Genomic DNA, 12,599 nt, shown 5'->3' with positions numbered 1-12,599 from the left:
TAATTTTTTATTGTGCTGCTGAAAACACCTTGCCTAAATTTATTGGATATGCGGTAATGTTTTTGGTCAGTAAAATAGCGCTACTTCAGATAAGTCATTTTGAATCAGGTATTCCCGGCAAGTTCGTTATTCTTAACTTCTTCCAGGTTCTCTTCTTAGTGCTTAACACAGGTAACCATAACTGTCTGGCCTTTCGTGCCTTTTGGCAGGTTAAACATCAATAGGAATTTTGTAATGTCTAAGAAAACTGGTCACGTTAAGTGGTTCAACGAAAGTAAAGGTTTTGGTTTCATCACTCCAACTGATGGCAGCAAAGATGTGTTCGTTCATTTCTCTGCTATCGTTAATGATGGTTTCAAAACTCTGGCTGAAGGCCAGCATGTTGAATTTTCTATTCAAGACAGCCCACGTGGCCCGTCTGCGGCTGAAGTTGTTTCTCTGTAATTTATTACACAATAACTGTCTTGCCCCAAAACCCGCATCAGCGGGTTTTTTATTGTCTTAAAATAGCCAGAACAATAGGGCTATTACTGCTTAATCAGTTCTTTTCTTCAGTTCTTTTGCGGCTTTCGTCAGTACGTTTCGGAGACGATTTACATCAGCGGCAGGAAGCTCTACGTTACCCGAATTGTTTTTTTTGTTTACCACCGGTATCCGTTCTGTTTGGCTGGTTAAACTCTCTTCCAGCCGCTTGATAATTTCAGCATTCATTGAGTGATTATTGTGTTCTGCCTGGACTTTCAATTTTGCTCTTAACGCAGCAGGTATTCGTACGCTCAGCGAAGTAATCGTCATAATGATGCTCCCGTTTGGCTATATAAGGAAGAGTGAGATATTACCAGTTGATAAGGTTATAACCTCTTTAATGTAGCGAATAAAGGATAATCAGCAATAAAAGAAAAATGCGCCCTGAAAATAAGAGCGCATTCAAAAGATAAGAATAATAAGTTGATCAAGCGAATGATGGAGCAGGGCGAGCAATAATACTGCGAGTTTCCATTCGAACTTCGGCGATAGTGACTTCCAGTGTATCGCCCTGACGATAAACTACATTACCATTAAGTTGGATGGTACCGCTCTCCGTGCTACAAATCAGTTCATCACGTACTGGGTGGATAAATGGCGCTGGAATAAATGCGACAGCACCATTTTCAGTCAGTTTAATTCGCATACCTCCACGAGAGATATCCATAATTTCTGCCTGATAGCGAATATCAGTACCTGCTTTATCCTGTAAGAATCGTGCATATAGCCAATCCCCAACATCACGTTCAGCAATTCGATTAGCTCGACGGCGCTCTGCCAATGGTTGCATAACGCTTTCATCTGGTGCTGTAGATGGGTTGCCGTGAATCAATGCTTTTAACAATCGATGATTGATAATATCACCATATTTACGGATTGGAGAGGTCCAAGTGGCATAAGCTTCCAGTCCTAATCCGTAGTGAGGCGCTGGCGTTGTACTGATTTCTGCATAAGTTTGGTACTTGCGGATACGGCTATCCAAATAAGATGTCGGCTGTTTATCCAGAAAACGGCGCAGTTCGCAGAATCCATCAAGCGTCAGAACCTTCTCTTTATTAAACTCAACACCATTGAGCTCCAGAACATTTATTGCCTGATCGACCATGGAAGGGTCAAAACCAGCATGCACGTTAAAGATTCCATAACCTAATTGCGTTTTCAGTACGATAGCGGCGCAGATATTGGCCACAATCATCGACTCCTCAACAATACGATTAGCAATACGGCGATATTCAGTAATGATATCCAATACCTGACCATTTTCACCGAGAATGAAGCGATAGTCAGGACGATCTTTAAATACCAGAGCGTGCTCTGTGCGCCAAGATATACGGCGTAATGCAACCTGATGCAACAGATCAATTTGTTGAGCTATTTCAGGTTGTTCTGGTTTCCAGCCGTCGATACCTTCAATCCAGTTTGAGAGCTTTTCATAATCAAGCTTCGCCTTAGATGTCACCCAAGCGCAGAAAAACTCAATATCATCACCGATTGAACCATCAGGAGTGAGGGTTACCTGACAAACCAGTGCCGGACGACGTTGATTTGGCTGTAAAGAACAAAGGCTATCCGATAGTTCTCTAGGAAGCATTGGTATATTAAAACCCGGCAGATAATTGGTAAATGCCCGTTTTAAAGCAATATTATCCAGTTCACTGCCGGCTGTAACATAAGCGCTTGGATCGGCAATAGCAATGAAGAGCCGAAGCGATTGGTTATTCAGTTGTTCTACGTACAGCGCATCATCCATATCTTCGGTAGATTCACTATCAATAGTAACGAAATTTAGCTCGGTTAAATCGCGGCGAACAATTCCTTCATCTTTAATGGGTTCTGATGTCCATTCTGGCGCGGTACGTTCCAACTGATGACGTGACAACGTCACCCACCACGGCGCTAAATGGTCGTCCCCATGAGTTATGTACTCATTGATTTGCGCATGAAAGCCACGTTCATTTTTCAACGGATGGCTGGTTATTTCTGCAACTACCCAGTCCCCCTGAGTCAAAGGGTGAGTTAGCCCTTTGACCGGATTACATGCAATGACATCTTTAATCATTGGGTGATCGGGAATCACCATCAGCCGGTCATTCTTCTGTTGAATACGACCAATAAAACGTGTCAGAAATGGCTCAATTAACGTTTCTGGTTCAGCCAATTCACGATCTTTGTCCGTATGGATGGTGGCTGAAACACGATCTCCATGCATGACTTTCTTCATTTGTGGAGGTGGGATGAAGTAGCTTTTCTGGTTATCTACTTCAAGAAAGCCAAAACCTTTTTCGGTGGCTTTAACAATGCCTTCAACCCGTGGAGTGTTAGCATTAAGTTGCTGTTTAAGCTGAGCGAGCAGCGGGTTATTTTGAAACATATGAGAAGCGCTATAAATGAGTCAACCATTTTTGTGATGGCTTGTTTTACACAAAAGGCGTGTCCGGAGCAAGCTTAACCTGTCGTTTACCGCAATTAATTGATATGTCATGATAGGGCGGTTTGAGATGAAAAAGTGAATATCGGCTATGCTTCACAAACTGGCGTTTTGTTTGTGACAATAATTCACTGATTTTATTAATATAAAGACTCTATTTTACTACTCACATCAGGAACCCAATTATGATCAATGTAAATGAATATTTTGCCGGAAAAGTAAAATCGATTGGCTTTGAAAATGGGAGCATTGGTCGTTCCAGCGTAGGGGTGATGGCTGCAGGTGAATATAACTTCGGCACAGCACAACCTGAAGAGATGACGGTGATTACCGGTTCTCTTAATGTGTTGCTTCCGGGTTCGACAGAATGGACGGTTTTTTCCGCTGGGGAGTCATTCCACGTACCAGGAAAAAGTGAGTTTAACGTACAGGTATGTGAGAGTACGGCCTATCTGTGCCGCTATTTATAATAATTAGCTAAGAATATAATTAAGAGTATTTCGGCTTACTACTGATGCAGTAAGCCGAAATGACATGAGAATTAGGCTTTTAGCTCAAGCTCATTCATGGCAGCAATGCTGAAACCACCATCAACGTGCAGAACTTCACCCGTCACGCCTGAAGAGAGATCTGAACACAGGAATGCTGCAGAGTTACCTACGTCTTCAATGGTTACTGTACGACGAATAGGGGTAACGGCTTCACAGTGAGACAGCATCTTTTTAAAATCTTTGATGCCTGAAGCCGCTAAGGTACGAATCGGACCCGCAGAGATTGCGTTAACGCGAACGCCTTCAGGCCCCATTGCGTTGGCCATATAACGAACGTTGGCTTCCAAAGAGGCTTTAGCTAATCCCATGACGTTGTAGTTTGGAATAGCACGCTCTGCACCCAGATAAGAAAGAGTCAGTAACGCAGAACCAGGATTTAACATGCTGCGGCAAGCTTTAGCTAATGCCACAAAGCTGTAAGAGCTAATATCGTGAGCAATGTTGAAGCCTTCACGGGTTACCGCGTTCACATAGTCACCATCTAACTGGTCGCCAGGAGCAAAACCGATAGAGTGAACGAAACCGTCGAATTTAGGCCATACTTTAGCCAGTTGAGCAAACAGCTCAGTCATGCTTGAATCTTCAGCAACGTCACATGGCAATACAATATTGCAGCCTAATTCATTAGCAAACTCTTCTACGCGAGATTTCAGTCTTTCATTCTGATAAGTCAGCGCCAGTTCTGCACCTTCACGTTTCATTGCTTGTGCAATACCAAAGGCGATTGAACGATTGCTGGCAACGCCAGTAACCAGAATGCGCTTACCGGTTAAAAAACCCATAGCTATGATCCTTGTAGTCAATTTTATGGCTGCCGGAGTATATCCGGAGCAATCATTGTTAAAAAACGGAGCGATTCTATCATGCAACTACGATGGATAGTGCATGTTTGTCATACTGCTCCGATCAGTGATATGAAACAGACCGTATTATCAAATATTTTGTAGTCTCTCGATTCTTCTGCCGGTTGTTAACTATCTGATACATCTTTACGCCAGTGGTCCGCGGTTAGCGCTTCCGTGAAATGGCTGTTAATCATTCGGCGGGTGATATCATGCAGTGGTGAAGCGATAACCTCAGCCGTATTACCTCGTTCAACCACTTCACCATTTTGCATAACCAATAATTGGTCACTGACATGTTTAATCATACCGAGATGTTGGCTTACGTAGATATAGGATATACCGTGCTTTTCTTGCAATTCCATCATTAAGTTCACTAACTGTGAACGCATGGACATATCCAGCGAGGCTAACGCTTCATCAGCAATGATAATTTTGGGCTGTAGTATTAGTGCTCTGGCTAGCGCTACCCGCTGCTTCTGACCGGAAGCCAGCATTTGTGGATAATAATAAGCATGGTCAGGGAGCAAACCGACCTGACGTAAGGTCATATTTATTTGCTTTTCCCGTGCGGACGCTTCCAGATTAGTATTCAGTTTAAGTGGAATATCCAGCAATTGCCCAATGCGCTGCCGCGGGTTAAATGAAGTGTTCGGATCCTGAAATATCATGCGAATATGCTGACTGCGGTAGCCATAATCGCCAAATTCCAGTTTATGATCTCCGATCATCATTTCTCCGGAGGTCGGTTTAATCATGCCGGAAATCATTTTTGCCAGCGTTGACTTACCCGAACCATTCTCACCAATAATTGCCATAGTCTGCCTTTCACGCAGAATAAAGCTAACGGGCTTTACTGCTTCCAGTTCCTGAGGCTGAAATAGGCCTGTACGAAAATGGAAGGTTTTGGATAAATTACGTACTTCAAGTAAGGTACCCATCAGGATGGCTCCTCATAGTTAAGAGGAAAATGGCAGGCAAATTTATGGCCTTTAACATCCCTTAAGCGAGGTGTTTCGATGCATTTTTTCTGTGCATAAGGACAGCGAGGACCTAAACGACAGCCAATAGGCAAATGCTCAAGGGATGGAATAACGCCCGATAACGTATTTAAGCGGCTCTTATGGGGCAAGGCTCGGCCAAAATCAGGCATTGCACGAATTAATGCCTGAGTATAGGGATGATGGGGGGCTGTCAACAGTTCATCACATAATGCACTTTCAACCGTTTGACCGCAGTACATCACATTAATACGATTTGCCCATTTACTCATCATTTGCAGGTCATGACTAATTAGCAAAATAGTGGTGTTGTTATTCTGGTTCATTCGAGCCAACAAGCGAAATATTTGTGCCTGAGTAGTGGGTTCCATCGCATTGGTTGGTTCATCGGCAATCAGTAACCGTGGCTGATTAGCCAACGCAATGGCAATCATGACTTTCTGACATTCACCTTCAGTAATCTCGTAAGGATAACTGCGCATGATATCTTTGTGGTCTTTAATTCCCACCCGATGCAGTAATTCGATAGCCCGATGCTTACGCCAATTAAAACGTTGCCACCATCGACCTTTATAAGTCCACCCCGGAATAGCCTGAATTAACTGACGACCCACTTTCTCTGATGGATCCAGACAGGATTGCGGTTCCTGAAAGATCATCGAAATATTATGTCCAACCAATTTTCTACGCTGGCGAGGGGTTAGCTTGAGTAAATCGATATCATTTAGACGAAAACGATCGGCAGTTATGCGCCAGTTATCCTTACTGATACCGCAAATGGCTTTAGCTATCAGACTTTTTCCTGAGCCGGATTCTCCCACGAGTCCTCGAATTTCCCCTTCGGTCAGGGTCAGGCTGACGCGATCGACGGCTTTTACCGGACCATCCGCTGTCATAAATTCAATGGTGAGATTACGAATATCGAGTAAAGGCATTATTCATCACCCGTAGAAATAGCTCGGTATAACCCATCACCGAGAAGGTTGACCAGCAATACGCTAATCATAATGGCAGCACCAGGTAACATCACGCTCCAGGGAGCCACATACAACAGCTCCAAAGAGTCGCCCAGCATAGCTCCCCATTCGGGCGAAGGCATTTGAGCACCAAGATTCAGGAAGCCTAATGCGGCAATATCCATAATGGCCATAGACAGAGAACGGGTGAATTCAGTAACCAACACTGGAGCAATATTAGGAAGTAAACCATTCCACAAAATATAGGCCGTGGATGCACCATCCAGACGAGCTGCAATAACATACTCTTTTTCCAGTTCATCATGCACTGTCCTGTATATGGTGTGAACCATACGAGGTAATAGCGCCAGCCAGATAGCGAACATGGCATGTTCCAACCTAGGCCCTAAGAAAGCGACAACAATAATTGCCAGTAGCAGAGAAGGAATTGCCAGTAGCGTATCAAGCATGTGGTTAAATGCGGCAGAACGTAATCCATGACTGACGCCAGCCAATAAACCAAGCAGGGTGCCAAAAAAAGCGGCTGCTAATGTAACCAGCAACGCTGAACCAAAGGTTGGTGCTGCCCCATTAAGCAGGCGGCTTAACAGATCTCGGCCTAAATCATCGGTACCCAAGAAAAAGGAGACATCACCGTGACGAGACCAAGACGGTGGTAGAAGTTGGTAACCGAGGAATTGCTGATCGAGTTGATAAGGCGCAATAATCTCACCAAACAAGCATAAAACAACCAGCATAAGAACACCGTAAAGGCCAATCATCGCCAGAATATCTTTATGGATACGCTGCCAGATATAGCTCATAGCTCCCGGCATTTTCTTTTCGCGGTATACGTTATCGGAAAGCATACCACTCCTTATTTTTAAAAGGGTCAGTCATTGCACTAAAGATATCGGCAATTAGATTAACCGCGATAGACAGACTTCCTATGACGATAATGCCCGCTGAAATAACGGCAAAATCCTGCTGGCGAATCGCCAAAATGAGCCAACGGCCTAAGCCAGGCCAATTAAAGACCGATTCAGTGATCATTGCTAAAGCTAACATTGTGGAAAACTGTAGGCTCAGTTTAGGAATAATCATCGGCAGAGCATTATGTAACACATGGCGACGAATAATGGTAAAACGAGACAAACCGCGCGTTGCCGCAGCCTTAATATAGTTCTGTCCGATAATTTGAATCACGCTCTGACGCGTCAGGCGAATAACTTCCGTCGTTGGTGCAACGGCTAGAGTCAGTACCGGTAAGATCAGATGTTTCAAGACACTGATAATAATCTCTTCACGATAGAGTGAATCAGAGAGCCAGGCATCAATTAACGCAACACCGGTAATTGGCTTAATCTGGTATAACAAATCATAACGACCGGAAACGGGTAACCAGCCAAGGGTTAACGAAAAAAACAGCATCAGCAGTAATGCCAGCCAAAAGATAGGGATAGAGAAACCGAACAGAGAAATTGAAGTAATAATGTGGTCAGGCCATTTTTCTTTCGACATGGCGGCCAAAATTCCCAATGGAATACCTAAACCTAAAGCAATGACAAAGGCAAAAACGCACAACTCAAGGGTGGCGGGAAACACAATCTTTAACTGTTCACCAATAATCTGCCCGTTAATCACTGAAGTACCAAACTCCCCCTGAAGCAGACTTTCCATATAAAAAACATAAGCATCAAACAGATGCGCTCCAGCCAATGGGGCATTAGGCGTAAAATAAGAGATACCAAAACTAACAAACGTTAGAATCAGCAAAGTGACAAATGCGAGTAACAACCGCCTGAGAATATAAATAATCATTTATTATTCGTCTCTGATTTTTCTCGATAGACACCGGCAAATGAAACGTTACCCAGAGGGCTCAATACCAACCCCTTAATATCGTATCGATAAGCTTGAATCCGTAATGAAGAGGCCAATGGCAGAACGGGCAGTTCCTGAGCCAGAATCTTCTGAGCTTTAGTATAGGTCTCAATTCGCATGGAAAGATCCTGAGAAGTGACACCGTTAGATAACAACTGATCGAATTCCTGATTACACCAACGAGCATAGTTGGTCTGTGAATCAATACCGGCACAACTGAGTAGCGGTCGGAAAAAGCTGTCAGGATCGTTACTGTCGGTCGTCCAACCGGTTAGCGTCAGGTCGTGAGTATCATCGCTAAGGCTAAGTTCCTGAAAGCGCCCCTCAACTGGAACAATAGTGACTTTAATATTCACTTTGGCTAAATCCGCCTGAAGCAGTTCCGCCATTTTCAGCGGGCTAGGATTATAAGCCTGAGAGGCAGTGGGTACCCAGAGGTGCAGTTGAAGGTTGTTGACACCCGCTTCTTTCAGTAACTGTTTAGATTTTTCGACATTGTACTCAGTAATATCTGACTCATTGTCGTAAGCCCATGACGTACGAGGAAGAATGGATGACGCGGTTTCAGCTGTACCATAATAAATCGATTGCATCAGACGTGGATTATTGATGGCCAGTGCAATAGCCTGGCGTACCCGACGATCGTTGAAAGGTGCTTTTCCGGTATTAAAAGCTAAATAGGCTACATTCATACCGGTACGTAGCGAAATTCGCAAACGCGGATCGTCACGCAATATGGAAAGCTGACTGGCTGCAGGATAGGCCAAAACGTCACATTCACCGGTGAGTAATTTAGACAAACGACCGGTGCCGCCAGCGCCTAAATCGATCACCACCTGTTGCATTTTAGGGGAGCCACGCCAGTAATCTTTATGACGATAAAGGCGAACAAACTGCCCAGGATGATACTCGTTCAGCAAAAAAGGGCCTGTGCCAACAGGTTGTCTATCGATGCGTTCTTGCATACCCGCGCGGGTTAGATTATTCGCATACTCGGCGGAGAGAACAGGGGCATAGTGGGTTGCTAAATGCCACAGGAAAGAAGCATCTGCATTATGCAATTCAATATCGACGGTGTAGTCATTAACTTTGTGTATGCTTTTTACCGAGTCGGAAAATTGCATACTGTCAAAATAGGGATAATGCCCACCATTTACCAGATGGTAGGGCGCTTCAGCATTAAAGATTCGGCTGAAACTGAATACCACATCGTCCGCATTCATCGTGCGGGTTGGCGTAAACCATTCGGTGCTTTGAAAAGTCACCCCTTTACGCAGATGAAAACGGTAAGTGGCACCGTTATTCAGACTCTCCCAACGTTCGGCCAGTTCGGGGATCAATCGGTAGGTATAAGGATCCACATCCAATAGGCGGTCATATAGCTGAGCAGCAATGGTATCAACCATCACTCCGCCGTTAGCTATTTGTGGGTTAAAACTATCAACAACACCACTGACACAATAGACAAAACCGCTCTGGCGAATATCTGACTGAGCAGGTTTTGATGGTACCAATGCCGGTGTCGTACCGGGAGTGGTAATCAAGGGTGGCGTTTCCAGCTTTCCGGTTGGTGCTGCCCATGCAGGAATAATAAGGAAACCTACACAGAGCAACGCCCCAATTTTTAAACCGCGCATATATAAAGGATTCTTTGATATATAGTTCAAGTTGCCGATTATACAGGAGTATAGCCGTCATCCCAATGCTTAGCTTTGCTTAAGCGACGATTCATTAAAACCGTATAACAATTATGCGAAAGCTGTCTGAAAACCGAGCGTTATCGCTATTTGGATTGCTCATTCTTGCGTAGCATCCCTCTCAACTGATGATAGCTAAGACCTAATAGTTTGGCTGCCTGACGTTGGTTGTATTGGGATTGCTCCAGTGCTTTGGTTACCATCGACTCCTCTTGTTGGGATAACCACTGTTTCAGGTCGAGTGGTAATGCGGGTAGCCCTGTAACTTGCACATCCGTGTTTGTTATCGATAATTTATCTGAATCAATATTGGAAGAAAGGCGTACAAAAGGGTCAATAATAATGTTATCTAACGGCATTTCATTTTCCCCGTGGCGATAAATTGAACGTTCCACCACATTTTTTAGCTCACGGATATTTCCTGGCCAACTGTAGTTAATCAGCATTTCAATGGCTTGAGGTGAGAAACCGGGGAATAAGGCGTATTCCAGTTCTCTGCACATTTGGATCGCGAAATTATTTGCCAGTAACATAATATCCTGACGACGTTCCCGTAACGGCGGCAGATTAATGACATCAAACGCCAATCGGTCAAGCAGGTCAGCACGAAATTTGCCAACTTTCGCCATGGCGGGTAAATCTTCATTGGTTGCACAGACCAGACGTACATCAACCTGCAAGGGTTGCGTCCCGCCAACCCGCTCTAATTGGCCATATTCGATAACCCGTAATAATTTTTCCTGTACTAACATAGGCGCATTTGCCAGCTCGTCCAAAAACAACGTACCGCCATCCGCACGTTCAAAACGGCCAAGATGCCTACGTTGTGCACCAGTAAACGCGCCAGCCTCATGACCAAATAGTTCTGAATCCAAAAGGGTGTCGCTTAATGCCGCACAGTTGAGAGAAATAAAAGGGCCTTGCCAACGTTTGGAGAGATAATGCAAACGATGAGCTATTAACTCTTTCCCTGTACCGCGTTCGCCAATAATTAATACCGGTTTGGTTAACGGAGCTACATGGGATGCCTGTTCAAGTACTTCAAGGAAGCTATTTGCCTCACCAATAATATTATCAATAGCGTTCTGCATGGTTAATTTCGCCAATAGTTGGTTTTTTTCATCAAACCATTTTTCATGTGCAAATGGCAAGGAAAATAAAATCTATTTAAAATCAATTGATTAAAAAATTTAAAAAGTTGGCACGCTTCTTGATACATCTACGGTAACTAACCGGAATGGCAATATATGCCAGTTAATTGATTAACCACTGTAGAAGAGGACATAACCATGGGTATTTTTTCTCGTTTCGCTGATATCGTAAATGCTAACATCAGCAGCTTATTAGAGAAGGCTGAAGATCCACAAAAAATGGTTCGCCTGATGATTCAGGAAATGGAAGACACACTGGTAGAGATTCGTTCAACATCAGCTCGTGCACTGGCAGAGAAAAAGCAATTATCTCGCCGTATTGAACAAGGCGAAGCGCAGCAGGCTGAATGGCAGGAAAAAGCGGAGCTGGCATTACGTAAAGATAAAGAAGATTTGGCTCGTGCTGCGCTGATTGAAAAGCAAAAAGTGGCTGACCTAGTAGCCGTGTTGCAGTCAGAATTGGTATTAGTAAATGAAACTCTTGATCGTATGCGTCACGAAATTGGTGAGTTGGAAGCGAAACTAAGTGAAACTCGTGCGCGCCAGCAAGCGTTGACTTTGCGTCATCAGGCTGCCAGCTCTTCACGTGATGTTCGCCGCCAACTGGACAGCGGTAAAATTGATGCTGCAATGGCACGTTTTGAACAGTTTGAACGTCGTATTGACCATATGGAAGCAGAAGGGGAAAGCGTTGGTTTAGGTAAATCAAAGAGCCTGAGTCAAGAATTCACTGAGCTGAAAGTTAACGAGCAAATTAATAGTGAATTAGCGGCCCTGAAAGCAAAAATGAATATGAACAAAGACGCCTAATCCTAACAGGCTGATGAGGTCGCTTATTCAGAAGGTATGAATAAGCGACAATCTAAGAATTTTAGATAAAAAGGAATATCAATGAGTTGGCTACTGGGTTTACTTGCCATACCGCTGACAATATTCATCTTGTTTGTTGTCCCTATCTGGCTCTGGCTGCACTACCGTGGAAAACAGGGCGATGGTGGTCAGTTAAATCAGCAAGATATGCAGCGGTTAGTAAAACTTACTGAAGAAGCGCAAAGAATGCGTGATCGCATTCAGGCTCTGGAAGCTATTTTGGATGAAGAGCATCCAAACTGGAGACAACGTTAATGAACAATAAACTGTATCGTATTCCTGATGAGGGCATGATTAGCGGCGTATGTGCGGGAATTGCACGTTATCTAGGCATTCCGGTACTGGTGGTTAGAATTTTAGCCCTGTTAGCATTAGTGTTTGGTTTTTTCTTTATCACCGTTGTGGTTTATTTCACCATGGTGTTCTTTCTGGAAAGTGCACCGGCCGAAGAGGCCAACTTGCATAGCCGAATCCCTGCCCGCCAGCGGATGAAGCAAGTTGAACAAGAGCTGGCCGCCAGCGAACAGCGTCTGCGGGATCTGGAGCGTTATTTGACCTCTGAAACTTTTCAGGTGGAAAGTCGATTTCGTCGCCTGTAATACCCGCGGCATAACTAACCGCAATATCAGTTACTGTCATTATTTTCATACAATGCGAGTAACCCTTAGTTCAGGGTTGCTCGCATCAACATGAC

The 12,599-nt window shown here is 44.2% G+C and carries 14 protein-coding genes; 5 read left to right on the top strand and 9 right to left on the bottom strand.

What is annotated here, in order from left to right; all coding sequences use genetic code 11:
- Positions 1-234 precede the first annotated feature (234 nt).
- Positions 235-444, top strand: coding sequence for a transcription antiterminator/RNA stability regulator CspE (gene cspE, locus HYN51_RS07575; protein ID WP_108899468.1), 210 nt, complete (start codon positions 235-237; stop codon positions 442-444).
- A 90-nt stretch (positions 445-534) separates the two neighbouring features.
- Here cspE and HYN51_RS07570 read toward each other — a convergent pair whose 3' ends face one another.
- Together HYN51_RS07570 and HYN51_RS07565 are read right to left on the bottom strand one after the other, a co-directional pair.
- Positions 535-795, bottom strand: coding sequence for an Arc family DNA-binding protein (locus HYN51_RS07570; RefSeq protein ID WP_108899467.1), 261 nt, complete (start codon positions 793-795; stop codon positions 535-537).
- 157 nt (positions 796-952) lie between these two features.
- The gene (locus HYN51_RS07565) at positions 953-2,896 is read right to left on the bottom strand and encodes an exoribonuclease II (RefSeq protein WP_108899466.1); all 1,944 of its coding nucleotides are present in this window, start codon (positions 2,894-2,896) and stop codon (positions 953-955) included.
- A 242-nt stretch (positions 2,897-3,138) separates the two neighbouring features.
- Between HYN51_RS07565 and ppnP the strand changes: the two genes are divergently transcribed.
- Positions 3,139-3,423 carry a pyrimidine/purine nucleoside phosphorylase gene (ppnP, locus tag HYN51_RS07560; protein ID WP_108899465.1) on the top strand — a complete coding sequence of 95 codons (285 nt, stop codon included), beginning with the start codon at positions 3,139-3,141 and terminating at the stop codon, positions 3,421-3,423.
- A gap of 71 nt (positions 3,424-3,494) precedes the next feature.
- Here the strand turns inward: ppnP and fabI are convergent, their stop codons facing one another.
- The 7 genes from fabI to pspF form a co-directional block, all read right to left on the bottom strand.
- Entirely contained in the window at positions 3,495-4,286 is a 792-nt protein-coding gene (fabI, locus tag HYN51_RS07555) for an enoyl-ACP reductase FabI (protein ID WP_108899464.1), read from the bottom strand.
- Between the two features lie 188 nt (positions 4,287-4,474).
- Positions 4,475-5,287: a putrescine export ABC transporter ATP-binding protein SapF gene (gene sapF / locus HYN51_RS07550; protein WP_407936338.1), complete on the bottom strand. Its 813-nt coding sequence runs from the start codon at positions 5,285-5,287 to the stop codon at positions 4,475-4,477.
- Positions 5,287-6,282, bottom strand: a complete 996-nt coding sequence (gene sapD / locus HYN51_RS07545; RefSeq protein WP_108899462.1) for a putrescine export ABC transporter ATP-binding protein SapD — start codon at positions 6,280-6,282, stop codon at positions 5,287-5,289. The genes sapF and sapD overlap by 1 nt, the downstream gene beginning before the upstream one ends.
- Entirely contained in the window at positions 6,282-7,172 is an 891-nt protein-coding gene (gene sapC, locus HYN51_RS07540; RefSeq protein WP_108899461.1) for a putrescine export ABC transporter permease SapC, read from the bottom strand. The genes sapD and sapC overlap by 1 nt, the downstream gene beginning before the upstream one ends.
- Positions 7,159-8,124 carry a putrescine export ABC transporter permease SapB gene (gene sapB, locus HYN51_RS07535; protein WP_108899460.1) on the bottom strand — a complete coding sequence of 322 codons (966 nt, stop codon included), beginning with the start codon at positions 8,122-8,124 and terminating at the stop codon, positions 7,159-7,161. Before sapB ends, sapC begins: the two co-directional genes overlap by 14 nt.
- Entirely contained in the window at positions 8,121-9,824 is a 1,704-nt protein-coding gene (gene sapA / locus HYN51_RS07530; protein WP_108899459.1) for an ABC transporter substrate-binding protein SapA, read from the bottom strand. Before sapA ends, sapB begins: the two co-directional genes overlap by 4 nt.
- A gap of 146 nt (positions 9,825-9,970) precedes the next feature.
- On the bottom strand, positions 9,971-10,975 hold the full coding sequence (gene pspF / locus HYN51_RS07525; RefSeq protein ID WP_108901992.1) for a phage shock protein operon transcriptional activator: 1,005 nt from the start codon (positions 10,973-10,975) through the stop codon (positions 9,971-9,973).
- A gap of 198 nt (positions 10,976-11,173) precedes the next feature.
- Between pspF and pspA the strand changes: the two genes are divergently transcribed.
- From pspA to pspC, 3 genes are all read left to right on the top strand, one after another.
- The gene (gene pspA, locus HYN51_RS07520; protein WP_108899458.1) at positions 11,174-11,845 is read left to right on the top strand and encodes a phage shock protein PspA; all 672 of its coding nucleotides are present in this window, start codon (positions 11,174-11,176) and stop codon (positions 11,843-11,845) included.
- Between the two features lie 81 nt (positions 11,846-11,926).
- Positions 11,927-12,160 carry an envelope stress response membrane protein PspB gene (gene pspB / locus HYN51_RS07515; protein ID WP_108899457.1) on the top strand — a complete coding sequence of 78 codons (234 nt, stop codon included), beginning with the start codon at positions 11,927-11,929 and terminating at the stop codon, positions 12,158-12,160.
- The gene (gene pspC / locus HYN51_RS07510; RefSeq protein WP_108899456.1) at positions 12,160-12,504 is read left to right on the top strand and encodes an envelope stress response membrane protein PspC; all 345 of its coding nucleotides are present in this window, start codon (positions 12,160-12,162) and stop codon (positions 12,502-12,504) included. Before pspB ends, pspC begins: the two co-directional genes overlap by 1 nt.
- Positions 12,505-12,599: the final 95 nt, after the last annotated feature.

This window comes from Limnobaculum parvum, assembly GCF_003096015.2.
GTDB lineage: Bacteria > Pseudomonadota > Gammaproteobacteria > Enterobacterales > Enterobacteriaceae > Limnobaculum > Limnobaculum parvum.
This window is presented reverse-complemented; position numbering and strand designations above follow the sequence as displayed.